This window comes from [Bacillus] enclensis (assembly GCF_001456935.1).
Taxonomy (GTDB): Bacteria; Bacillota; Bacilli; order Bacillales; family Bacillaceae_B; genus Rossellomorea; species Rossellomorea enclensis.
On the sequence record NZ_KQ758482.1, the window covers coordinates 853,132 to 875,519 of the forward strand.

Here is a 22,388-nt window from a genome sequence, read left to right on the forward strand (position 1 = left end):
ATATATCGAACGAAGACGCAGAATTTTAATATGTTTCCAAAATAAAAAGACAAGCCATCACTGACCTGTCTTTTCGAGTAGCTATGGAACCGGGATCAGTAGATCCATTCGTTCATTAGTTTGCTGTATTCTACAAGCTCTTCTTCTTTGAAGAATAAGCCGATTTCTCTGACTGCGCTTTCAGGAGAGTCAGAACCATGGATGATGTTCTTTCCTACTGTAAGGCCAAAGTCTCCGCGGATCGTTCCTGTAGCTGCATCTTTAGGGTTTGTGGCCCCCATCATACCGCGTGCTGTGGAGATGACATTTTCCCCTTGCCATACCATTGCAAATACAGGTCCGGAAGTGATAAAGTCGACTAATTCTCCAAAGAAAGGTCTTTCTTTATGTTCACCATAGTGTTCTTCAGCAAGCTCAGTAGAGATGCTCATAAGCTTAGCTCCGACTAATTGGAAGCCCTTTTTCTCGAAACGTGATACGATATCACCGATTAACCCTCTTTGTACGCCGTCAGGCTTTACCATTAAAAACGTTTTTTCCATCTTCCCCACTCCTAATTATGTATGTATAGTCTGTCCGAGGACGTCCCACGAAAAATATTAACACTGTTCAGGGGTTTTGGCAACGTTTCCATTTTAAATTTTCTCAATATTTTCTTTTCCCGATAAAGTTCGCGACATTCTTAAGTGTCTTCTTGACCCGGTTCTGAGGCAGATACTCCAAATCTTCCAGCGCCTTATCAAGGTACATCCTGCTGACACGGTGGGACCGTTCAATTGCATCCGAAGCAAGGATTGAAGCAATCACTTTTTTCATTGTTTCAGCAGAAGTGTTTTCAGAGACACGTTCTATTTCTGATCTAAGTGCAGGATCTTCCATGGCATAAAGAACAGGAAGTGTGATATTCCCCTGCCATAAGTCACTGCCTGCAGGTTTCCCGAGTTCCTCTTCGCTTGCGGTTAAATCCAGTATGTCATCTGTAATTTGATAGCTCATCCCGACATGATATCCAAAGCGGAACAATCTTCTATGTACTTCTTCAGGAGCACCGGATGCAATGGCACCCAATTGACAACTGACCGCTATCAATAAGGCCGTCTTCCGTTTTATCCTCAGTAAATAATCCCTTAAATTTTGATCGCAGCGGTATTTATCCTTTATCTGAGCTATTTCGCCTTTACATAGTTCCACAATGGTATGAGAAAGGATTTGATGTGCTTCAGGATTCTTTATATTCGTCATATATTCCAGGCCGCGGGCAAAAATATAATCTCCAGTATACATGGCTATCCTGTTATCCCACTGGGACTTTATCGTCGGCTTGCCCCTCCTCAGCTCTGCATCGTCGATTACATCATCATGAACAAGTGAAGCCATGTGAATAAGCTCCAGGGCTACGGCAGCATTTTTCACTGAGTTGATGTCATACTCCCCGAATTTCGCGGAAAGCAGTACAAAAACGGGCCGGATCCGTTTGCCGCCCGCCTGCAAAAGATGAAGGGATGCCTGATTCAAAAGTCGGGAATCCGATTCGATTGCTGTTTCAAGTTCCTTTTCAATCTGGTCTATGTCTGTTTTAAGAAAGGAATATATCCTGTTTAGCTTCATAGTTAATCCACCCAGTTTACTAATTTGCGTTTATCTATCACTTATATCCAACGTGCATGGCAGCCACTCCGCCGCTGTAAGGCTTGAAATATATATCTTTAAAGCCGGCTTCTTCAAACAATTCTGCCAGTTCTTTCATTCCCGGGAAATCCCTTGCAGATTCCTGGAGCCAGGAATATTCAGAAAAGCTCTTTGCGAATATCCTTCCAAAGACAGGCATGATGAATCTGAAATACATATAGTAGAGCTGTCGGAACCCAAACATGGTCGGCTGTGAAGTTTCAAGGCAGACAGCCATTCCACCAGGCTTCAACACACGGTTCATTTCTTTTAACACTTGCAGGTAATCCGGAACATTTCTTAACCCGAATCCGATCGTCACGTAATCGAAAGTATTATCTTCAAATGGCAATTCCATGGCATTTCCATGGATAAGCTCAATATTATTCAGCGGAGATGACTTTACTTTTTCCTCTCCGATGGACAGCATATTCTGGCTGAAATCCAATCCGAATACTTTTCCTTTCATGCCCGCCTGCTCACCGAGTGCAAGCGTCCAATCTGCCGTCCCGCAGCATACATCCAAAGCAGATGCTCCTTCTTTAACCTTCATATGCTTCATCGTCTCTTTGCGCCATTTTTTATGCTGTTGGAAACTGATTACCGAGTTCATCTTGTCATAGTTTGAGTAGATTTTCTCAAAGACACCATGAACCTTCTGTTCTTTTGATTGTTGCATAACATTTACCCTTCTTCCGCATATAATTTCGTAGTAGCAATAGACTCATTGAAAGGAAGAAATTCCATAAACAACTCTCTGGCAGCAGGAGTACCCGGCTTCTTTTCGTGTAATTGAACTTCTATGTCTTTTTGAACCTTGTCCATTGCATGGTCGACGGCTGACAATAAGAGACTCCGGTCCACCGGTTCTTCGGATTCTCTTAGTATTGAAGCAAGAGCACCCGTAAAGATGGTTTCTTTTGAATTGATCAATGCCAGGCGTTCTTGAATGAGACGGTTATATAAAAATGTGTCAGAAAGAAGGGGAATCCAGTCCTTCTGATTGAAAAACTCATAGAAATGAGCAGGTATCGAAGTTTCAATAATTCTTATATATTCCGTCAACTCATCTACGGAAGAACACTCTTCATTGTACATCGATATTTTACATTCATTTATTTTCTTGATCGCATTCGATAATGCCTCGATCAACCCCAGATCCCCTGTTTCAGCAAGTGTCCTGTAATAAAGGCTGCTGAAGTATACTCCGGCAAGTACAGTCAATTGTCTCTCTTTAAGAGAATCCCGTTCAGAAATTGTTACTTTCTCATGTGTCTCAAGGGCAATATGCAAAAACATAGCAGTAGAAATCCACTTCATTTCCTGTTGAGTGACCATCCTTTGTTCATTCAAAAATGGAAGGAGCAAATAATTGATGCGTTTACGATCAATATGCGGCTGATCAATATACTCCTTTAGATATGAATGGTGAAGCTGGTCTTCTATGTATTGATGAATGATATTCGCTTGATGATTGTAATCAGTGAATTTCATACCCTATTTCCCCATTTCTACTATGTTTCACATGATAATTTTCAGCAATAAATATTATACCATAAAACGTTCACAAATAGTGAATCGCCGAAGATCCCATAAGTGTTCTATGTATTTCCTGCATCAACAAATCTGATTACATTCAAATTTCTTCTTCCCTTACTCTCATATAACAAAGGGGACGACTAAGAATAATGGTTCTTTGTTCGTCCCTCATATCAGATGCTATTTTTTATTTTCACTTTCAACTTCCCCATAACTGGTAAGGATCGTTGCTTTCCCTCTTACCTTGATGGCAGATGTATGATCAGTGAATTGAGCAATCATCACTTCGCCTTTATCAAGCTTTTCTGAATGGTGGAAGCGTGTGTCCGTGCCCCTGGTAAGACCGATTACATTTACGCCGTCTTCACTAGCCTTAATGACAACATAATCATTAGAATTCATTAATCCCACTCCTGTACTTTTACTTCTTGATAAATGAAAGCACTTCGTTCCGCGCTTGTGAATCCTCTTTAAAAGTTCCCCGCACCGCGGTCGTCACTGTACTGGAGCCTGGTTTCTTGACCCCTCTCATTGTCATGCACATATGTTCCGCTTCCACGACAACCATGACACCGTATGGTTCAAGGGTTTCCATGATGGAATCGGCAACCGTTGAAGTGATCCTTTCTTGCAGCTGAGGTCTCCTTGCGACAGATTCCACTGCCCTGGCAAGCTTGCTCAGACCCGTGACTCTTCCATTCCGTGGAATATAGGAAACATGTGCACGTCCGTAGAAAGGCACTAAATGATGTTCACACATTGAATAAAACGGTATATCTTTGACAAGGACTAATTCTTCGTGGTCCTCACTGAAAATAGTTTCAAAATATTCCTTGGGATCGTGATCTATTCCTGAAAAAACCTCTGCATACATTTTTGCGACGCGCTTAGGTGTATCCAAAAGTCCTTCTCTATTAGGATTTTCTCCTATTGCTTCAAGTATTAAACGCACTGCTTCTTCTATCTGGCTATGGTTGACTTCTGCCATTATGCTGTCCTCCTACTATCACCTAAAGAAATAAACTAACATTGTTAATATTAGCATAAGCCAATAATCTCATCAAAGCTTAGTGCTTTAGAAGTTTAGGTTTTTCAAAGAAAAAAGGGCCGCATCTTATGCGGCCCTTTCGTAACGCTCAAAGTATGTAATTATTTTACAGCTTCTTTAAGCGCTTTACCTGGTTTGAAAGCAGGTACTTTGCTAGCTGAGATTTCGATTTCTTCACCTGTTTGTGGGTTGCGACCTTTACGGGCTGCACGCTCACGTACTTCGAAGTTACCGAATCCGATTAATTGTACTTTATCACCGTTTGCAAGTGATTCTTGAATTGTATCGAAAACAGCGTCAACCGCTTTAGTAGCGTCCTTCTTAGATAGCTCAGCAGCTTCTGCAACAGCATTGATTAATTCTGTCTTGTTCATGCCATTCACCTCCTCCCAAGGAAATGTCTCAGTCATGATTCATTTACTTTAATATCATTAGTAAACAACTTTAGCGGATTCTATACATAAAGTACAGAAAAAACGCTTGAAAACGTTGCTGAATCAATATTCAACAACAATTCTGTTAAAAGATTATCACAATAGATTGTGCTTAGCAAGAATAATTCAAGAATTAATGGGAATCTTTTCTTATTTGATACATAAATGTAATAGAATCCCCTCATTTTGCCTTTATATTGCTATTTCTTGAAGATTCTTAAGCGCTTCCTCTATCCATTGCTCTTAAACAGTTCCCATTCTTTTGAGCGGTTAAACATTGTCTTTTAAAATCGTATTAAAAATATATGAATAATGGAGTCTGCAACATTGACCGTTCCTTTCCGCTGCAGGCATTTGCTTTCCGCGGGGAGGAAGTCGAGCCTCCTCGGCGTTCCGCCTGCGGGGTCTCGACTTTTCCTCTATTTCCCGTCGGAGTCAAATGCCTTCCGCTACAATCCACTCCTTCTTGTCAATTTTGTATCCACTTATCAATAGCTTTAAAAATCATTATTTGTCTTAACATATAAAATCCATTAAAAAAATTCCTAAAAAAAGCTGGGACAATACCCCGCTAACACCGTCAAACGACGAACATTATATAGTAGCCTTTAAACACCGCTATGATTTCCGTTCAAAACTCCGATTTCCGCGGGCAGTTGGTGAGCCTCTTCTTATTTTCCATTGGGGGACTGTCCAGCTGCAGGGCTTAGAGGCACATGACATAAGTCAAACCGACCAAGAAGGCAAAGAACGCCTTCGTGGGCGATTCGCCTTATGCCACACGCCTCTCTTCAAAGCCCTTCCGCATTTCTGTTAGGAGTCTACGTTTTGCACTCCAATCAATCGCTGGAATCGGTTTTGAATATGGGTAAGTTTACACACTACCATCCTGAAAAAATGGATTGTAACAACTAATATTCGTTTGTCTTTATCCTCTTTTTTGGTGGAACAGAAGGTAAGAACATGGCACGACGGCAAAAATGTTTACTGCGGTTAGCACTCTGATATTCGTGGATTTTCACATTTCATCTTTCCGTATATTAGGCCTGATCCACTAACTAATTCGGGACGTGGAAGACTAATAATTACGTGCTTCTATCTTTGAAACAAATTGCTGCACAAGCAACTTAATAACCCGCCTTTCATAGAAACATTCATCCATCACTGTTGCATTTTTAATTTCATCTCAGATAGTCTCAATAAAAAAAAGACTCCCAAAAGAGAGTCTAAAAGAGATTATAGGATGATGGCTATGAGGCCGCCGGAGCCTTCGTTGATGATTCTTTCCAGTGTGTCTTTCAGTTTGTAACGGGCATTTTCAGGCATTAGCGACAGTTTGGCTGAGATGCCTTCTCTTACGATGGAGCTCAGGCTTCTTCCGAATATATCGGAGTTCCAAATCGAAAGTGGATCGTCTTCAAAATCCTGCATCAGGTACCGGACGAGTTCTTCACTTTGTTTTTCGGTGCCGATGATCGGCTCGAATTTTGATTGAACATCCACTTTGATCATGTGGATGGAAGGTGCAACGGCCTTGAGGCTTACACCGAATCTTGATCCCTGACGTATGATTTCCGGTTCATCCAGACTCATGTCGTTCAGAGAAGGCGCAGCGATTCCGTAACCTGTCTGTTTAACCATTCTCAGCGCATCTGAAATCTGGTCATATTCTGCTTTGGCATGTGCGAAATCCTGCATCAATTCAAGCAGGTGATCCTTGCCTCGGATTTCAACGCCTACAATTTCTTTCAGCACTTCATCATACAGTTCATCCGGTGCATATAAATCGATCTCGGCTACACCCTGACCCATATCGATTCCTGCAAGTCCGGCACGTTCAATATGCTCATATTCGCTGAAATAATGGACGACCCGGTCCACGTCACGAAGACGTTTAATATCCTTGACCGTTTCTTTAACAGCTTCCTGATAGGTCTGTCGCAGCCAATGTTCTTCTTTCAGCACCATCACCCAGCTCGGTAAATTCACATTCACTTCTAATACCGGGAATTCAAACAAAGCTTCACGAAGAACATTCAGTACATCTGAATCCCTCATACTTTCCACACTCATCGCAAGGACTGGTATGTCATATTTTTCCTGAAGCTTCACTCTCAGCTCTTCTGTCTCTGTCGCATGCGGCCTAGCGGAGTTGATCACCATAATGAAGGGTTTACCGACTTCCTTCAGTTCCTCGATGACTCTTTCCTCAGCTTCGATATAGTCGCTTCTTCCGATTTCCCCGATCGAACCATCAGTGGTGACCACCACGCCGATCGTTGAATGCTCCTGTATTACTTTTCTGGTACCGATTTCGGCTGCTTCATGAAACGGGATAGGCTCTTCGTACCAAGGTGTATTGATCATTCTGGGACCATTTTCATCCTCGTATCCTTTCGCCCCCGGCACCGTGTAACCTACACAATCTACCAATCTCACATTCACTTCAAGCCCCTCGTCCACATGCACCGATACTGCCTGGTTAGGGACGAATTTCGGTTCTGTCGTCATGATCGTCTTTCCTGCAGCACTTTGCGGCAGTTCGTCCTGCGCTCTTGCACGTTCTGTTTCACTTGCAATATTAGGAAGGACAACAAGCTCCATAAACTTCTTGATGAAGGTTGATTTACCTGTTCTTACTGCTCCCACCACACCTAAATAAATATCTCCGCCTGTTCTTTCTGCAATGTCTTTGAATAGATCGACTCTTTCCAAGAGATTCCCTCCCATCTTATATTCCAGGGATGTTTCATCCGTGTATTCTGCCTCACATTCTATATTTATGATGTTGTCCTAATGACTTATGACTATTAATATGTTTTTTTTACCTCCTTATGACTAAGAATTAAATTTATTATGTCGCAGCAATTATGTTCAGTTGAAGTTGATGAAAACTCCCTACAAAGGATGACATAAAATAATAACCCTTCTCCTACAATATATTTTGCAGGAAAAGGGTTATGCCTATTTTGTCATAAAGACAGGTTCATTCTTTTCATCAATGGTATAAGGAAGGGAATAGGCTGGAACAAACAAGGAGTCCTCTGTCAGCAGAGTACGGATATCGGTTCCTTCTTGAATTGTTTTGTTCGTGGATTGAAGCTTTTCATATAAATCCATCGAATAATCCACGAAAATCTCCCCGCTCCCATTTATCACAAGCGGAAGCTTCTTATTTGAATAGGGGCTGTCGACATATACTTCTTTATCCATTCCTATTTCTTCATAATTCAATTTATAAACGTTGTGGGCCACCTGTTCTTTAAAAGGGGGATAGCCCTGGGCGTTGATTCTGATTTTGATTTCCCTTATTTTTTCCGCCATTCGTAGATCGAATATCTTCACGGTTGGATTTTCTTCTACATCCAGCAGGACATATTGAAAGATCCCCCCGTTCTCAAATGCATTTCCAGGAATCTCTGATAAGTATTGTGGGGATAACTTCCTGAAATCAATCGGATATTTTTGATAGATCGGGGTATCCTTATCCCTTGTCTTGATCGGGAGCAGCCCGCTATTGGCGTCCTGGTATTGCTCCACTGCTTCTTGAACAGCTTTCACCTGTGCATCATAAGGGATCTGATTCTGATTGAGCTCTTTTTCAGGGTAAAGACAGCCGGAAAGGACGGTCATAGTGAGCACAAGGATCATTCCGGTTAAAACTATACGTTTCAATCTGCAAAACTTCCTTTCTTAAGCTAGTAGGTTGGTCCGCTGAATACAATATAAATCATCATGAGTCCGCCTGCTATCATCAGTATGTAAGCCACAAAAGCAGTAATAAAGCGAATGAATTTCGGTTTAATTTTATACCGGCTGAAATAAATCATTATGATTGCAAGGAACATAGATCCCATTGAAGCAAATGAAATCCACATTTTCATCATAGAAGTCATGGTACATCCCTCCTGTTATCGAATGTATTATATCACAAGTCAAATCCGAAACGGCATTTGTTCAATAAAATGTACGAAAGATGAACGCACATAAAAGAAGAGCGACCCATGATCTCCGGACCCGGGCCAAAGGCCGAGCCAAAGTCATGAGCTGCTCTTAAGACTGAAAGAGACCTACCCATCCATAGGCAAAGCTGTATATATTCATCACAGTGTATGCACGGTAAGAACCTTTCGCATCCTCTAATGCCTATTCTTGCAAGATTTTTATCGGTCTATGAGCGTTCGCCCAGAATATTCACCAAATCTTCCATTTCATTTGTCTTTCCTCGTGACATTAAATGATCGACCGCTTCTTTCGCTTCTACATTATTGAACAATACGTCGTACAGTGCATTCGTGATCGGCATTTTCACTTCGAATTTTTGGGCAAGCTGATGTCCTGCTTTCGTTGTACGGACGCCTTCCACCACCATGCCCATATTATCAAGCACTTCCTGGAGTTTATGCCCCTTACCGAGCATATTACCTGCCCTCCAGTTTCTCGAATGAACACTTGTGCATGTAACAATTAAATCACCAATACCTGTCAAACCGGAGAAGGTGAGCGGGTTGGCACCCATTTTTGTGCCTAAGCGGGCGATTTCAGCGAGCCCCCTGGTGATGAGGGCTGCCTTCGCATTATCTCCATACCCCAAGCCATCGGTGATGCCGGCAGCAAGAGCAATAATATTCTTCAATGCGCCTCCAATTTCAACACCCAGCATATCGGGATTTGTGTACACTCTAAAATTCTGGTTCATGAAAAGATCCTGGACTTCTTCTGCGTATTTCATATCCTTTGCTGATACCGTCACGGTCGTCGGGTGCCTTAGACTCACTTCTTCCGCATGACTCGGTCCGGAAAGGACGACCACAGAGCGCAGGTTATCCGGATTCATTTCATCCTCGATGATTTCTGATATGCGCAGAAGGCTGTCGGGCTCGATCCCCTTACTCACATGCACAACCGTCAAAGGATTCGCCTGCACTTCCTGGATCTGGCCCAGCACTTGTCTGATCGCTTTGGTGGGAACCGCTAAAATAACCGTCTGGATACCATCAAGAGATTCCTTCATATCTGCATAGCCGATGATACTCTCAGGAAGTTTCACATCCTTTAGGTACTTATGATTTGTATGATGTTCGTTGATTTCCTGGATTTGATCTGCTTTATGTCCCCATAGCCTTACTTCAAGCCCGTTGTCTGCCAATACCATGGCAAGGGCCGTCCCCCAGCTTCCTGCACCAATGACCGTCACTTTTTCAGAGTTTTTCATTTGATACACCTACCTTATTATTTTCTGGCACGAGCGATAATACGAATAGGAGTTCCTTCAAATCCAAATGCATCACGGATTCTGTTTTCCAAGAATCGTTCATATGAAAAATGCATTAATTCCGGGTCATTCACAAACACAACAAATGTCGGCGGCTTCACTGCCACCTGAGTTGCATAGTAGATACGGAGTCTTTTGCCATTATCAGTCGGTGTTGGATTCATTGCCACCGCATCCATTACTACTTCATTCAGGACACTGGATTGTACACGCAATGCATGGTTTTCACTCGCCACATTGATGACAGGAAGAAGCGTATGGATTCTCTTCTTTGTTTTTGCAGATAAGAAGATGATCGGTGCATAGTCAAGGAACTGGAAGTGGTCACGGATGTTCTGTTCCCATTTGTTCATCGTTTTTTCATCTTTTTCAACTGCATCCCACTTATTGACGACGATTACCACTGCACGTCCTGCATCATGTGCATATCCTGCAATTTTTTTATCCTGCTCGATGATTCCTTCTTCACCGTCTATCACGACCAATACAACGTCGGAACGTTCAATCGCTCTCAAAGCCCTCAGCACACTGTATTTTTCAGTCGTTTCATATACTTTTCCTTTTTTCCGCATTCCGGCAGTATCGATGATGACATACTCTTGTCCATCAAACGTGTAAGATGAATCAATCGCATCCCTTGTCGTACCAGCCACATTGCTGACGATGACCCGCTCTTCACCGAGTAGTGCATTTACGAGGGAAGACTTACCGACATTGGGACGGCCGATCAAGGAGAATTTAATGACTTCTTCTCCGTATTCCTCCCCGTCATCTTTTTTGAAATGCTTTGCGGCTTCGTCCAGCAGATCCCCCAGCCCGAGTCCGTGTGAACCTGAAATCGGGAAAGGTTCTCCGAATCCAAGGGAATAGAAATCATACACCATTTCACGCATTTCCGGGTTATCGATCTTATTGACACCAAGCACTACAGGCTTGTTTGAACGATATAGTATCTTCGCTACGATTTCATCGGCTGCGGTTACTCCTTCACGGCCATTCGTAAGGAATATGATGACATCCGCTTCATCGATCGCAATCTCTGCCTGCTGCCTGATTTGATCAAGAAACGGCTCATTGCCTAATTCGATTCCGCCGGTATCTATAATATTAAATTCATGAGTCAGCCACTCAGCAGAACTGTATATACGATCCCTTGTAACACCGGGCACATCTTCCACTATCGATATTCTCTCGCCGACAATCCTATTAAAAATCGTGGACTTACCAACATTCGGACGCCCTACGATTGCAACAACTGGTTTGGACACTTTATTCACCCTTTCTTGAATAGACTTATGGTTCATTCATTATCCTTTAAGCCTTTTCATTTCCACTGTTTCAAATGGTTCAATTATTAATAATAAAGACTGGCCCATAAGCTGTATTCCCCCTTATGGGTCAGTCCCCTAACTTTAACATTTTATCAGTAAAAGAATGAACTGGCAATCAATGTTTCACAATGATAAACAGGCCGGTATCCAATTCATGTGCAATCCCGTCTAATATGGCTTCGAGGTTAGCGCAGATCTTCTGCAGTTCCTCGTCCGTTTTGCAATGAAATACTGCTGTTCCGCTGGGAATTCTATCAGGAGAGGTTGTCACAGCGGCTAAGATGAATTTTTGAATGGTGGTACTCAATCTGCTTCTCTCCCCTTTCGAATGGCTTTAGACTCAGATGGCATCCTGATCGCATTTTCCAGTGTCGGAACCTGCCCCAGGATCGCGATGGCTTTCTCCACATCTTTATGTTGAGGAAGGACAAACACCGCCACCCTTCCATCATCGAGGTCTCTTTTAGCCAGAGGAGTGAGTGCAGGGGTCCCCGAATCTTTAAAGATACCCAATGAAGTGGACACATCATGAAGGATGGCCTGCCTTTGCCCCAGGTTTGCAATCGTGGATCTTGCATCGAATGATTTAGGATTCAGTACGAACCCCATTCCATAGCGCATGATTTCTTCCTGCCTGACTTTAAGACCTATATTCATGATATAAATATTATCCACGTATAGTCCCGCACCATCAAAATGCGGTTGGACGAATTCAATATGGACGATATCTTTCAGCTTGCCCCCGGCCATTAATTTATGCGAGATTAACATACAGACCACACTGACTGCCAAGGCAGCATAAAAGTTAAATACGATATAGGCCAAAGTAGCGATTAAGGAAGTGAATATCACCAGATAGTTCCTGCTTTCAAATGCTACCGCAATCCCTTCGATATAGGTAGCCCCCCTTGGTACAAGCTCATAGGCATCCAGCTCAGTCAATGTATTCCTTTCCATATTCCTGACGTCACGAAATTGTGATGCAGCCACTGTCAAAAATGTGATAGCCGTGAAATTCTCTTCCAGTAATGCAGGAACCGCAATTGTTCCAAGCCCTGCGGCGATGAAGCCGAGTGCAATATGTATGATCTTCCCGTGCAAATACGTCGGGTATTGCCTATAGTCGGTCCGGAGCATATAGATTCTGGTTAACGTGCCGATGACTACCCCGAAAATGACGGGGTTTACGTAATCATTCATATATTTTTGATTTCCCCTTTATTGGATGATAGTTTACTGCTCATCAGGGCATTCAATGAATGAACGGCCTTCCAGGTGATGGTCATCAATGCCATATAAGCCGCTGTATCCATATAAAGATAATCACCGATCATTTTGCTGAACCCTATATTATGCAGCGTGACCGATAAGAATATTTCCCCTGTCAACGTTCCCGAAATCACAGAAAGGAACAGATTTCTCATCTTATTTATGGAACTGTAAAAAATAAACCCAAGACTCATGGATAATAATGCAGCAATGACATAAGGGTCGATGATCATAAGGACGGGATCATAAATGGCAACAAGCCCTACCCCTGCATATGACATGGCTATGGTCAAAATACAAATCAGCATATAAAGTTTCTGCCTCAGACCCAGGCGGCGCATATAGATGAACGCCAGTAATGCCAAAAATAGATAGTCTGCATGTACTTCATACGATAATATGGAAAATCTATACGGAAACAAGCAAATCAAGCACAACAAATAAAAGGAAAATAGAAATCGGCCTTTTTCATTCTTTTCCATAATGAAAGTCGTGTAGATCCATAATCCCCATGCAACCCAAAGAAATATTATTCCCTCCATGTCCCATTCCCTCCTATTATCTACATTATGGAAAATCTTTATGTAAATCATTCATGTATGTTTCAATTTAATCTTGAAAAAATAAGAAAAGGAGGTGTTTGATATGGGAAAAGATCGTCAGGAAAAGAAATTAAAGCAAAGTGGACGGGTTGAATCCGACCGGGATCAGGAGCTTCAGAATAAAGGAGCAACAGGGATGGAAAGCCCTGCCGAATCAAGGAAGAGGCAGAGGTAAAATATACGAACATTTAGAGGGCTTTAAACAACGCTAATGATTTCCGTGCAAGACTTCGCTTTCCGCGGGTAGCCCGTGTGAGCCTCTCAGAAAGCCTGCGGGGTCTCACTTGTCCAGCTGCAGGGGTCTGCTCCCGTTTGAAAATTAACCTTAGGCTTTTGAGGCAAATTGCGCCTCTAAAGCCTGAGAACATTTTTCAAAGGGAGCAAAACGCCCACTTCCGCTTTTCTAATTGTCCAGCTGCAGGGCTTAGAGGCACAGGTCATAAGCCACACCGCCCAAGAAGGCAAAGAACGCCTTCGGCCAATTCGTCTTATGCCCCCCCCTCTGAGCGAAGCCCTTCCGCTTTTCTAATAAGCTGCTCTTCCCGCAGGAGTCTTCGTCTTGCACTCCAATCAACCGCTGAGATGAGCAAACCCCTGAAACGTCCAAAAAACATATAAAAAAACCCGGAATAATTTGCCTCATCTCACTGCAAATTAATCCGGGTTTATTTAGACTATGTGACTTTTGTCTAGCCAATTTCATCAAGCATTAAATTGTCGATTACTATACTTTTCGGGATCCAATCCCCTTACGGCCAGCCAATGATACAACTCTCCTGTTAAAATAAGAGGCACCTTTTGCAAGTCTTCAGTCCTCATGCAGCCTAATGCACACATAAGGTATTGTATATCAGTGTGAAGATCATTTACTTCTTCTATCGTGGCCTCAAGACCCTTATCCACGATGCACTTCAAAATGGCTCCGGCCATTCCGACAGAGCAGGCACCCAGACTCAAGGCTTTTACAATTTCCAGGCTGTTCCGAATACCTCCCGAAGCAAGAATCGGGAGACCAGAAACCGAATGGGCTTCAGCAATGGATGCAGCCGTGGGGATACCCCAGTCATCAAAATAACTCAGCATCCTTTGCCGGCGTTGATTTTCAATTTTAGAAAAGTTCGTTCCGCCGTAACCCCCGACATCTATAGCCGAAATGGAAGTACCTGAAAGAGTCATTGCAGCTTCCTTACTGATCCCAAATCCAGTTTCTTTCACGATGACCGGGACACTTAACCGATCGGCAATCGTGTGAATTCGTTCAAGCGCCCCCTTAAAATCACGGTCTCCTTCGGGCATAGTCAATTCCTGAATGACGTTCAGATGAACTTGAAGGGCATCTGCTTCAATCATCTCCACTGCATCGATTGCCTGCTGTACTGACGCTTCACTGCCAAGGTTGGCAAATATGATGCCGTCAGGATTGTTCTTTCTTACTATTTCATACGTTTTTCGTTCAGACGGGTCCTTCAAAGCAGACATTTGTGAACCTACAGCCAGTCCAATCCCGGTTTCCCTGGACAACAGAGATAACTCAGCATTGATTTTTGATGTATATTCCCCGCCTCCGCCTGTCATGGCATTCACAAAAATTGGCGAACTTAAAGAAAGTTCGCCAATTCGGGACTGGAGACGGGTATCATCAAGGGCTGCATCCGGAAGGCTTTGATGAACAAACTTTACGTCTTCAAAGCCCGTCTTATTCTGTTGCCCTGTTGTAAGGGCATAATTAATATGATCCCGTTTTCGTTGAGCTCTAGTCAAAGTCCATCACCATTTTTATTTAAGATCCTTTAATTTATCTCCAATCATTTCACCTAATTGGAAGCCTGTATTTTCTTCAGGCATTTCATAATCTGTCACTTCTTCTTCCTTCTCTTCCAAAGCTTTTATGCTAAGAGAAAGTCGTTGTTCAGATTCGTTGACATCCAATACTTTTACTTTAACCGATTGGTCCTCTTTTAATACTTCATGAGGCGTACCGATATGTTTATGGGAAATTTGCGAAATATGCACCAATCCTTCAACACCCGGAAATACCTCTACAAATGCACCGTAGGATACCAATCGTTTGACTACTCCGTCCAGTACGCTTCCTTTAGGGGCTTTTTCAGAAATATCACTCCAAGGCCCAGGAAGTGTTTCTTTAATCGATAATGAAATTCTTTCATTATCACGATCGACACTCAGTACTTTCACCTGGACTTTTTGTCCTTCAGTCACCACGTCCGACGGCTTCTCTACGTGTTCGTGGGACAGCTGGGAAATATGCACCAGGCCGTCAACTCCGCCGATATCAACGAATGCGCCGAAATCAGTGATTCGCTGAACAGTACCCTCAAGGACCGCACCGGATTCGATGTCGGTAAGAAGCTGTTTCTTCTGTTCTTGTTTTTCAGCTTCAACCACTGCGCGATGAGACAGGATCAGACGGTTCTTATCCTGATCCAATTCCACAATCTTGAATGTAAGGACCTTATCCTTGTAGTCTGAGAAATCTTCCACATAGTGATCTTCCACCAATGATGCCGGGACAAATCCCCTGACTCCAAGATCGACGACCAGACCGCCTTTAACGACGTCTTTTACTTCGGCTTCAAATACTTCTCCGGCTTCAAAGCGGCCTTTCATTTCTTCCCATGCTTTTTCAGCATCGACTTTACGCTTGGAAAGGACAAGCAGTTCCTCTTCCACTTTTGTCACGATTAACTCCAGTACATCCCCTTCACTCACTACATCAGATGCTTTTTCAATGTGAAGGCTTGAGAGTTCACTAATTGGAATGATGCCATCCACCTTACTATCTTTAACATCAACAAGGACTTGTTTCTCTTCGACCTTGGTAACGGTTCCTTTGACTTTTTCACCAATCTCGAGATTTTTCACTTCAATTCCATTCATGTCTTCCATTATGTACTCCTCCTTAATCCATGACTGCAAAGATTTTATTTTTGTGAATTTTTACACAATTTAAATAAATTATTCTTTCTATTAACTTCTAATAAATAGAACTATTTGTCAAGCAAGAAAGTCCGGTCGATCATTTCATAAGGCTGGCAATATGCTCCATGATGATGTCCGTTGTTTTCTCAGCATTGAGTTTCTGTTCCTTGATTTCCTCCATCGGGACGGGCGGTCCGTATACCACTTTGAGTTTTCTGAACGGCTTGTAAGGACCGATGATTGCACAGGGTACCACTTTTGCGTCGGATCGCAATGCAAAAAATCCGGCGCCGGCAAGACCTTTACCGATCTCCCCTGTTTTACTTCTAGTACCCTCCGGGAACAATCCTAAAACATTTCCCTCTTTCAATACTTTCAATCCTTTTCGCAGGGCTTCACGGTCACTCATGCCCCTCTTTACAGGAAAAGCATGAACCCCGGGGAGGATTTTCCCGAGGACCGGAACCCTGAAGAGCTCCTCCTTTGCCATGAATGAGACAGGCCTTGGCGCGGTGATCCCGACGACGGGGGGATCCAGATTGTCAATATGGTTTGCACAGAGCAGCACTCCGCCTTCTTTCGGGAAATGCTCCAGGCCGACGACTTCAATGCGGTAAAGCGGCGAAAGAATGGATTTTACTAAACCTTTGGCAAATGAATAAAGATTCACGTCTACCCTTTCCTTTCCACAAGAGACATGATGCGGTCGACGACTTCATTGATCGATAAGGAGGTCGTGTCTATTTCAATGGCGTCCTCTGCTTTTTTCAATGGGGCAACTTCCCGCTCTGAATCAATTTTATCCCTCAATGCGATTTCTTCTTTCAATTTCTCTAAATCTGACGCATACCCTTTCGAGACATTTTCCTCGTGACGTCTTTGGGCTCTTTCCTCAACGCTCGCGAGCAGGAATATTTTCACTTCTGCGTCTGGGATGACATGAGTGCCGATATCCCTTCCATCCATTACCACGCCGCCCTCACTGGCAAGTTCCTGCTGTCTTTTAACCATTTCTTCTCTGACTTGCTGATGAACTGCTATATGCGAAACTGAATTTGTGACTTCTGATTGACGGATTTCTTCCGTTACATTTTCCCCGTCAAGAAATACAAGCTGACCTTTTTCAGAAGGTTCCAATTCAATTTTAGTCATTTTGAGCAGTTTAGTCAGTTCAGTCTGATCATGCACATCCACATTCGACTTTATTGCTTTATACGTCAGGGAACGGTACATGGCTCCCGTATCTATATAAAGATAAGACAGCTTTCCTGCTACAATTTTAGCGACGGTACTCTTCCCCGCAGCCGCAGGGCCGTCTATGGCAATCCGTAATTTCATAAAACATCCACCTACTTAAATTCCATATAATTTCTTCCCTATTCTATCATAAAATTGTGCAAACATAATAAGAACTTTCTCTTTTAAATGGTTACAATTCTCTTAATAACAAAAAACAGCAGGCACTTTTCACCTGCTTCTGCTGTTTGATATGGTTTCCACTATTTCACTATATTCCATTTTCTCCACCCCTTCATAAAATACGATCTTATGAAGTTCCGGCAGTATATTAAGTTCGTGAAAAACAAATTGGATGGCCAGAAGTAAAATAAAATGTATGATAGCCAGCTTTATCAATATTCTTTCTATTGCCCTCATCAATTACACCCTTTTCTTAATCTGCACGTCATTCAAGATATTGAATCCTTTATGAGAAAGTATGTGTAAATGATGGAATTTTATTCAAGGAGACCTTTTTTTCTGAGTTCCAGCTGCTTTTCAAAACAAAATCTCATGATGACCTGCCTCTGGGTTTCTGACAAGTTCAAGAACTGTATACTTGCAATTTTTTTATTGTTCCGCTCCCATACACGGATAAGGCTTCCCATTATTTCGAGGTAGTGGCATTCCCCGGTTTGCATCGTCAAAACGATGATCATCGAGATGCGTGCACCCTGTTCAATTTCTATTCCGTTCATCCTGACCGCACAACCGCCTGCACTGATATCCTCTGTGACAGCAGGATGGTACTCATCACCGTAATAAAGGGAGATATCCGCATTGGTTTCGACGCGTACATATTGTCTCCTTTGTACTTTCACCAGTTTGTCCTCACCAGGATAGTGAATATGTACCATGGGGATTTTTGAAATTTTCCTGCCCAGGACTTCCGACTCGAACATTAGAACGGTCTGTTCATTGTAGACGAAACTTGCTTTAAGCTGGGTGCCATTCATCATGAATATGGTCTTTCCGGTTTTAGTATGTATAGGGTAATCAATGAAGATCCCGTCTTCTTCCGACTCGACCACCCTGCATCGGTACTTCTCGGGTGTATCGTTATGAATAGGTTCAAGCTGCAGTATTGTTCCGGCTTTGATCATTGCGCATTACTCTCACTTTCCCGCTACTGATATGATGTACCTATATTATGTCACGTAAAATACTTCCTTTCCATACTTTTTTTGTAATTTAGGCAATCGTGAATCCGCATGGGTTGATTGCCATTAATAAGACGGTACCCTATTTAAGGATACCGCCCATTCATTTTATACAACTTCTTCATAAATCGGTTCTGCATTTTTGAGCTTTTCCACTTTCTCTTCTTCGCCAGTGTCGGCATTGATGAAGATTCTGTAAGTGTCATTTCCGAGCATTCCAAGAAATTCATAGCACAGTACTTCTTCGTTCAAGTCGTTGATGATGACAGCCTGTCTTTCTTCCATGACTTTCAAGTTCGGGTTTGTCTTTGTTTTTGCTTCTTCCAGGGTGATACCGGGTTCTGGAATTTCACGGCTGTGATTGTTCCTCAGATATTCCTCAGCGGCAAACCCTACGATTTGTCCGTTATCTAGTGCTACTTTCACTTTGATTGCATCAGGGTAAATCCTCACACCATCAAGGAGAGTCACATAGGTGAATACGCCCAGTTTGTCGTATTGGACACTTTCGAACAGCTCCAACTTTTCGAACTTGTTTTCTTTAAGGAATTTAGTTGCCTGTTCAGAAGCTTTATTCAAACTGATCTTCGCCTCTTTTACTTCACGGTTATTGATATACCAGATGGGATACCCCCCTTTTTGTGTTATATCCATACTCGCGTCTGTCTTTCCATTCCCAATGGAGACACTATAAAATTTGAACTCCGATCCCTTGCCGCTGCTTGCAACTTTAGCTTCCTTTGATTTATCGATTCCGGAATACTTCCTTAAAATTGCCTCCGCTTCTTTCTTAGAAATTTCTTCGCCTTTTAGCTTTCTGAAATTCTCATCTCTTTTTTGACTGTTTACAAATGTAGTGGATCCAAAGCTTGCTTCATCATATCCCGATACATTCTTCTCCACCGTCTTAAAGCCGTCAATGATCGTGTTATCGGCTTTTTCCTTGCCAGAAGCAAGTGCCATCTCTACATCCATCCATCGTAGATTATTCTTGATGACAAGATGCTGCACCCTTCTTAATTCCTTCTGGATGTCGGCACTTTGTTTGTAAAGGTTCTCTAATGAAGCGTATTCCTTATCTGTCAACGGTTTATCATCCAGGTCCCTCACCGCCACACGGTAACTGAAATCTCCTATTTTGCTCAAAAATTCTTCGGTTTTATTAAATGGCAGTAAGGTTAATGGTAATTGACCCACATCACTATGCGCCTGGGATGTAAGTCGCCAGACATCTGCAAGGGCAGGTGACAGCGATTTTCTGGAATTCATGGCAAGAGTTGTTCCTATCTTATCGTGCAGCAGGTCAACCTGATAAGTCAGTTCATGAAATGCACGCTGATAGTTGTTTTCTGAGTTGATCAGGATCGCATTTTTTTCCTGATGCTCCTGGTACCCCCAAAAGGCGGTTCCAGCGACGCCGATGACGAGTATAGCTATTAAAATAGTGCGTATCAATATCCTTCACCTCGTTATTTACAGAATATATGTTTCCCTATCTGCTTGATTTGCGGTCTCGACCAGATCCAATCACTCGTTGCGGTAACAGGGTTAAAATAATACAGTGCATTTGAAGATGGATCCCATCCGTTAATGGCATCCAGAACTGCTTCCTTCGCTTTTTCATTAGGAGTCAGGTAGATCTGTCCGTCAGCAACGGCAGTGAAAGCACCTGGCTCAAAGATCACACCTGCTGCTGTATTCGGAAATGATGGACTGTCGATGCGATTTAAAATGACCGCTGCTACAGCCACCTGTCCTTCATATGGCTCCCCGCGGGCTTCGCCATAGACGGCATTCGCCAAGATCTGGATATCATTTTGAGAATATCCATTCGGTGTGTTTGCAGCCGTCGGTTTGGATGGAGTCTGCTTCTGGGGCTGTGAAGTCTTTCCGCCACCTCCTGCACCTTTCTGCTTGCTCATATCCGTGCCGCCGTAGTGACTGAATTTATTCCCTTTGTTTATCTGCTGTTTTACGAATTGCTCGTTATACTTTGATGCTTTCACTAATTTTGCTTTCGTTTCAGCACCGGCTAACCCATCGATTGGAAGGCCGAATTCATATTGGAAATTCCTTAATGCCCAATAAGTGCCCCAGCCAAAAACTCCATCGATTTTACCATTGTAGTAGCCAATATACTGAAGCCTGGATTGAAGCTCAATTACATCATCACCCGTAGCTCCATGCTGAATGACTTGATTTGTAAAAGCGTCCGCTTTCTCCCCTTCAGATGAAATCATTAAAAGAGAACAGACAAGCACCATGACGACAGTTGTACATAACCATTTGATGCGGCTATTCATCATTCATTAACCTCCATATCTTCAATTAACATTAACCCTAGTTTTTGTAGAGCCATCCATTTTATACAAGATGAAAATAAAAAATCCCCTTTCTTGAAAAGACAATGTAATGTTCCGGCAAAAGGGATGTAAACAGCCTGAGTTATAATAAATGGAAGGACCATTCGAGTCTTTTATAAAGGGGGAGGCAATTATGGAAGATTATTTAGCCAAATCACTGGATGAATGGAAAGAAGACATTTCAGAAGTACTGGACCAAATCAATACGGACTACGATGAGGTGAAAAAAGAATTAAAGGTCTATTCCTATAAATACGGAATCACCAAACAGGTCATCCAGTCCACTGTGAATGAAGAAATCATCGAGAATATCCGGGAAATGTATCACAAGCCATTCGAAGAAAAATACAGTGAACTCAAGGAATACATAAGAGAGCTTGATGAAAAAAGAAAAGTGTTTCAGATGTTCGTCAACAAAATTGATGAAGTGAAACGCAAAGAAGCACCAAAGACAGACCTTGCAGCGACTTACAAATAGATTCCGCCCAAAAAGAGGTTGTGACAGAACTGAAAAGCTACCATATAAAGACGTACATTATCAGTAGAAGTTCTTTTTACCGTTAATGATTTTCGTGCAAGACTTCGCTTTCCACATGAGTCTTCGCCCTGCACTCCAATCATTCACTTGAAAGGGCTAAACTCAAAATGCACTTTAAACAATAAAAACCCGAACTAATTTGCCCTATCTATCGCAAATTAGTTCGGGTTTTACTTAGACTAAAACACTATTAAAGAATTTCTTTCTTCAACTCTGAATGAGAGTATTTTTTGGCAGTCAGGCGGTGTGCATGTTTGACTTTCTTCAGTCCAAGCCACCAAAGGAACAACATGAATGGAATCATATAATAAATCCAGTTCTTCTCAGACAAAAAGATATAATTATATGTCCCGTGCAATGCAAGCGGGACCATCACCGAGATCACCAGCCATTTCTGCCGGTTGTCCCTTATTGAAAACTTGGCCTTGCCGAGATAATAACCCATCAATACACCGAAGAGAGCATGGCTGGAGACTGGCATGAGCGCTCTCCCGAATGCGTATTCAACCCCGTTTGCCAACAGGAATAATATGTTTTCAACTGTTGCAAACCCAAGTGAAACACTTGCTCCATATATGATCCCGTCATACGGGTCATTAAAATGAACATGTTGAAAAATGGCGACCATGAGGATGAACCATTTAAAAAATTCTTCCAGCAGTCCAGAAGAAATATAGGCATTCAGCCAGTTTGAATCGACAAACCCTTCCACTTTTAATACATACTGTAGAAACATGATTGGAAAAGTAATCAAGACACCGTATATGAATGTTTTAAAGACTAGCACAACCGGTTCAGCTTCATACTCATCGCGTAAATAAAAATAACTCAGAAGAGCAAGGCCCGGTGCTATTCCCGCTGATAAAACCACCAGCATAGTAAAAGTCCTCTTTTCTTTCAGTTTTCTTAATCGTATCATGTTAAAGTAGGAAAGAAAATAACA

At 42.5% G+C, this 22,388-nt stretch carries 26 protein-coding genes; 2 read left to right on the plus strand and 24 right to left on the minus strand.

The window, feature by feature from the left end; translation table 11 throughout:
* Positions 1 to 95: 95 nt before the first annotated feature.
* The 15 genes from ndk to AS034_RS04325 all read right to left on the minus strand — a co-directional run bounded on the left by ndk (position 96) and on the right by AS034_RS04325 (position 13,106).
* A complete protein-coding gene (gene ndk / locus AS034_RS04255) occupies positions 96 to 542 on the minus strand; it encodes a nucleoside-diphosphate kinase (RefSeq protein WP_032087883.1) in 447 nt (148 codons plus the stop codon).
* A 103-nt stretch (positions 543 to 645) separates the two neighbouring features.
* On the minus strand, positions 646 to 1,608 hold the full coding sequence (gene hepT, locus AS034_RS04260) for a heptaprenyl diphosphate synthase component II (RefSeq protein ID WP_058297641.1): 963 nt from the start codon (positions 1,606 to 1,608) through the stop codon (positions 646 to 648).
* A 37-nt stretch (positions 1,609 to 1,645) separates the two neighbouring features.
* A complete protein-coding gene (locus tag AS034_RS04265) occupies positions 1,646 to 2,347 on the minus strand; it encodes a demethylmenaquinone methyltransferase (protein WP_032087881.1) in 702 nt (233 codons plus the stop codon).
* A gap of 5 nt (positions 2,348 to 2,352) precedes the next feature.
* Entirely contained in the window at positions 2,353 to 3,162 is an 810-nt protein-coding gene (locus tag AS034_RS04270) for a heptaprenyl diphosphate synthase component 1 (protein WP_058297642.1), read from the minus strand.
* Positions 3,163 to 3,387: 225 nt separating this feature from the next.
* Positions 3,388 to 3,609 carry a trp RNA-binding attenuation protein MtrB gene (gene mtrB / locus AS034_RS04275; protein WP_032087880.1) on the minus strand — a complete coding sequence of 74 codons (222 nt, stop codon included), beginning with the start codon at positions 3,607 to 3,609 and terminating at the stop codon, positions 3,388 to 3,390.
* 19 nt (positions 3,610 to 3,628) lie between these two features.
* Positions 3,629 to 4,195 carry a GTP cyclohydrolase I FolE gene (gene folE / locus AS034_RS04280; RefSeq protein WP_058297643.1) on the minus strand — a complete coding sequence of 189 codons (567 nt, stop codon included), beginning with the start codon at positions 4,193 to 4,195 and terminating at the stop codon, positions 3,629 to 3,631.
* Positions 4,196 to 4,356: 161 nt separating this feature from the next.
* Positions 4,357 to 4,629 (minus strand): HU family DNA-binding protein, encoded by a 273-nt coding sequence (locus tag AS034_RS04285; protein ID WP_032087878.1) that lies wholly within the window; start codon positions 4,627 to 4,629, stop codon positions 4,357 to 4,359.
* Positions 4,630 to 5,925: 1,296 nt separating this feature from the next.
* A complete protein-coding gene (gene spoIVA / locus AS034_RS04290; protein ID WP_032087877.1) occupies positions 5,926 to 7,404 on the minus strand; it encodes a stage IV sporulation protein A in 1,479 nt (492 codons plus the stop codon).
* 249 nt (positions 7,405 to 7,653) lie between these two features.
* On the minus strand, positions 7,654 to 8,340 hold the full coding sequence (locus AS034_RS04295; RefSeq protein WP_074439973.1) for a hypothetical protein: 687 nt from the start codon (positions 8,338 to 8,340) through the stop codon (positions 7,654 to 7,656).
* Positions 8,341 to 8,387: 47 nt separating this feature from the next.
* Positions 8,388 to 8,585 (minus strand): DUF2768 domain-containing protein, encoded by a 198-nt coding sequence (locus AS034_RS04300; protein ID WP_032087876.1) that lies wholly within the window; start codon positions 8,583 to 8,585, stop codon positions 8,388 to 8,390.
* A gap of 275 nt (positions 8,586 to 8,860) precedes the next feature.
* Positions 8,861 to 9,904 carry an NAD(P)H-dependent glycerol-3-phosphate dehydrogenase gene (locus tag AS034_RS04305; protein WP_058297645.1) on the minus strand — a complete coding sequence of 348 codons (1,044 nt, stop codon included), beginning with the start codon at positions 9,902 to 9,904 and terminating at the stop codon, positions 8,861 to 8,863.
* A 17-nt stretch (positions 9,905 to 9,921) separates the two neighbouring features.
* Complete coding sequence (der, locus tag AS034_RS04310) at positions 9,922 to 11,232, minus strand: ribosome biogenesis GTPase Der (RefSeq protein ID WP_058298086.1); 1,311 nt, start codon at positions 11,230 to 11,232, stop codon at positions 9,922 to 9,924.
* A gap of 178 nt (positions 11,233 to 11,410) precedes the next feature.
* Complete coding sequence (locus tag AS034_RS04315; protein ID WP_052011530.1) at positions 11,411 to 11,602, minus strand: capping complex subunit for YIEGIA; 192 nt, start codon at positions 11,600 to 11,602, stop codon at positions 11,411 to 11,413.
* Entirely contained in the window at positions 11,599 to 12,495 is an 897-nt protein-coding gene (locus AS034_RS04320; RefSeq protein ID WP_032087874.1) for a YIEGIA family protein, read from the minus strand. Before AS034_RS04320 ends, AS034_RS04315 begins: the two co-directional genes overlap by 4 nt.
* Entirely contained in the window at positions 12,492 to 13,106 is a 615-nt protein-coding gene (locus AS034_RS04325; protein ID WP_032087873.1) for a YphA family membrane protein, read from the minus strand. Before AS034_RS04325 ends, AS034_RS04320 begins: the two co-directional genes overlap by 4 nt.
* Positions 13,107 to 13,209: 103 nt before the next feature.
* Between AS034_RS04325 and AS034_RS22240 the strand changes: the two genes are divergently transcribed.
* Positions 13,210 to 13,341: a YpzI family protein gene (locus tag AS034_RS22240; protein WP_064564042.1), complete on the plus strand. Its 132-nt coding sequence runs from the start codon at positions 13,210 to 13,212 to the stop codon at positions 13,339 to 13,341.
* A gap of 527 nt (positions 13,342 to 13,868) precedes the next feature.
* Here the strand turns inward: AS034_RS22240 and fni are convergent.
* From fni to sleB, 8 genes are all read right to left on the minus strand, one after another.
* Positions 13,869 to 14,927: a type 2 isopentenyl-diphosphate Delta-isomerase gene (fni, locus tag AS034_RS04330; RefSeq protein WP_058297646.1), complete on the minus strand. Its 1,059-nt coding sequence runs from the start codon at positions 14,925 to 14,927 to the stop codon at positions 13,869 to 13,871.
* Positions 14,928 to 14,942: 15 nt separating this feature from the next.
* On the minus strand, positions 14,943 to 16,076 hold the full coding sequence (rpsA, locus tag AS034_RS04335; protein ID WP_032087945.1) for a 30S ribosomal protein S1: 1,134 nt from the start codon (positions 16,074 to 16,076) through the stop codon (positions 14,943 to 14,945).
* A 127-nt stretch (positions 16,077 to 16,203) separates the two neighbouring features.
* Positions 16,204 to 16,776, minus strand: a complete 573-nt coding sequence (locus AS034_RS04340) for a lysophospholipid acyltransferase family protein (protein WP_058297647.1) — start codon at positions 16,774 to 16,776, stop codon at positions 16,204 to 16,206.
* Positions 16,777 to 16,778: 2 nt separating this feature from the next.
* A complete protein-coding gene (gene cmk / locus AS034_RS04345; protein WP_032087870.1) occupies positions 16,779 to 17,444 on the minus strand; it encodes a (d)CMP kinase in 666 nt (221 codons plus the stop codon).
* A gap of 129 nt (positions 17,445 to 17,573) precedes the next feature.
* Positions 17,574 to 17,762, minus strand: coding sequence for a YpfB family protein (locus AS034_RS04350; RefSeq protein ID WP_032087869.1), 189 nt, complete (start codon positions 17,760 to 17,762; stop codon positions 17,574 to 17,576).
* 80 nt (positions 17,763 to 17,842) lie between these two features.
* Positions 17,843 to 18,487, minus strand: coding sequence for a flagellar brake protein (locus tag AS034_RS04355; RefSeq protein ID WP_058297648.1), 645 nt, complete (start codon positions 18,485 to 18,487; stop codon positions 17,843 to 17,845).
* A gap of 165 nt (positions 18,488 to 18,652) precedes the next feature.
* Positions 18,653 to 19,999 (minus strand): germination protein YpeB, encoded by a 1,347-nt coding sequence (ypeB, locus tag AS034_RS04360; protein WP_058297649.1) that lies wholly within the window; start codon positions 19,997 to 19,999, stop codon positions 18,653 to 18,655.
* 14 nt (positions 20,000 to 20,013) lie between these two features.
* Positions 20,014 to 20,808, minus strand: a complete 795-nt coding sequence (sleB, locus tag AS034_RS04365) for a spore cortex-lytic enzyme (RefSeq protein ID WP_231938015.1) — start codon at positions 20,806 to 20,808, stop codon at positions 20,014 to 20,016.
* A gap of 232 nt (positions 20,809 to 21,040) precedes the next feature.
* On the opposite strand from sleB, the gene AS034_RS04370 reads away from it, so the two are divergent.
* Positions 21,041 to 21,385 (plus strand): hypothetical protein, encoded by a 345-nt coding sequence (locus AS034_RS04370; protein WP_032087866.1) that lies wholly within the window; start codon positions 21,041 to 21,043, stop codon positions 21,383 to 21,385.
* A 250-nt stretch (positions 21,386 to 21,635) separates the two neighbouring features.
* Here the strand turns inward: AS034_RS04370 and prsW are convergent, their stop codons facing one another.
* A complete protein-coding gene (gene prsW / locus AS034_RS04375) occupies positions 21,636 to 22,322 on the minus strand; it encodes a glutamic-type intramembrane protease PrsW (protein WP_058297650.1) in 687 nt (228 codons plus the stop codon).
* Positions 22,323 to 22,388: the final 66 nt, after the last annotated feature.

What these genes read in the sequence shown, in the direction of transcription:
- ndk (WP_032087883.1), bottom strand. Translation starts at nt 542, where the DNA reads ATGGAAAAAACGTTTTTAATGGTAAAGCCTGACGGCGTACAAAGAGGG.
- hepT (WP_058297641.1), bottom strand. Translation starts at nt 1,608, where the DNA reads ATGAAGCTAAACAGGATATATTCCTTTCTTAAAACAGACATAGACCAG.
- AS034_RS04265 (WP_032087881.1), bottom strand. Translation starts at nt 2,347, where the DNA reads ATGCAACAATCAAAAGAACAGAAGGTTCATGGTGTCTTTGAGAAAATC.
- AS034_RS04270 (WP_058297642.1), bottom strand. Translation starts at nt 3,162, where the DNA reads ATGAAATTCACTGATTACAATCATCAAGCGAATATCATTCATCAATAC.
- mtrB (WP_032087880.1), bottom strand. Translation starts at nt 3,609, where the DNA reads ATGAATTCTAATGATTATGTTGTCATTAAGGCTAGTGAAGACGGCGTA.
- folE (WP_058297643.1), bottom strand. Translation starts at nt 4,195, where the DNA reads ATGGCAGAAGTCAACCATAGCCAGATAGAAGAAGCAGTGCGTTTAATA.
- AS034_RS04285 (WP_032087878.1), bottom strand. Translation starts at nt 4,629, where the DNA reads ATGAACAAGACAGAATTAATCAATGCTGTTGCAGAAGCTGCTGAGCTA.
- AS034_RS04295 (WP_074439973.1), bottom strand. Translation starts at nt 8,340, where the DNA reads ATGATCCTTGTGCTCACTATGACCGTCCTTTCCGGCTGTCTTTACCCT.
- AS034_RS04300 (WP_032087876.1), bottom strand. Translation starts at nt 8,585, where the DNA reads ATGACTTCTATGATGAAAATGTGGATTTCATTTGCTTCAATGGGATCT.
- AS034_RS04305 (WP_058297645.1), bottom strand. Translation starts at nt 9,904, where the DNA reads ATGAAAAACTCTGAAAAAGTGACGGTCATTGGTGCAGGAAGCTGGGGG.
- AS034_RS04320 (WP_032087874.1), bottom strand. Translation starts at nt 12,495, where the DNA reads ATGAATGATTACGTAAACCCCGTCATTTTCGGGGTAGTCATCGGCACG.
- AS034_RS04325 (WP_032087873.1), bottom strand. Translation starts at nt 13,106, where the DNA reads ATGGAGGGAATAATATTTCTTTGGGTTGCATGGGGATTATGGATCTAC.
- AS034_RS22240 (WP_064564042.1), top strand. Translation starts at nt 13,210, where the DNA reads ATGGGAAAAGATCGTCAGGAAAAGAAATTAAAGCAAAGTGGACGGGTT.
- cmk (WP_032087870.1), bottom strand. Translation starts at nt 17,444, where the DNA reads ATGAAATTACGGATTGCCATAGACGGCCCTGCGGCTGCGGGGAAGAGT.
- AS034_RS04350 (WP_032087869.1), bottom strand. Translation starts at nt 17,762, where the DNA reads ATGAGGGCAATAGAAAGAATATTGATAAAGCTGGCTATCATACATTTT.
- AS034_RS04355 (WP_058297648.1), bottom strand. Translation starts at nt 18,487, where the DNA reads ATGATCAAAGCCGGAACAATACTGCAGCTTGAACCTATTCATAACGAT.
- sleB (WP_231938015.1), bottom strand. Translation starts at nt 20,808, where the DNA reads ATGGTGCTTGTCTGTTCTCTTTTAATGATTTCATCTGAAGGGGAGAAA.
- AS034_RS04370 (WP_032087866.1), top strand. Translation starts at nt 21,041, where the DNA reads ATGGAAGATTATTTAGCCAAATCACTGGATGAATGGAAAGAAGACATT.
- prsW (WP_058297650.1), bottom strand. Translation starts at nt 22,322, where the DNA reads ATGCTGGTGGTTTTATCAGCGGGAATAGCACCGGGCCTTGCTCTTCTG.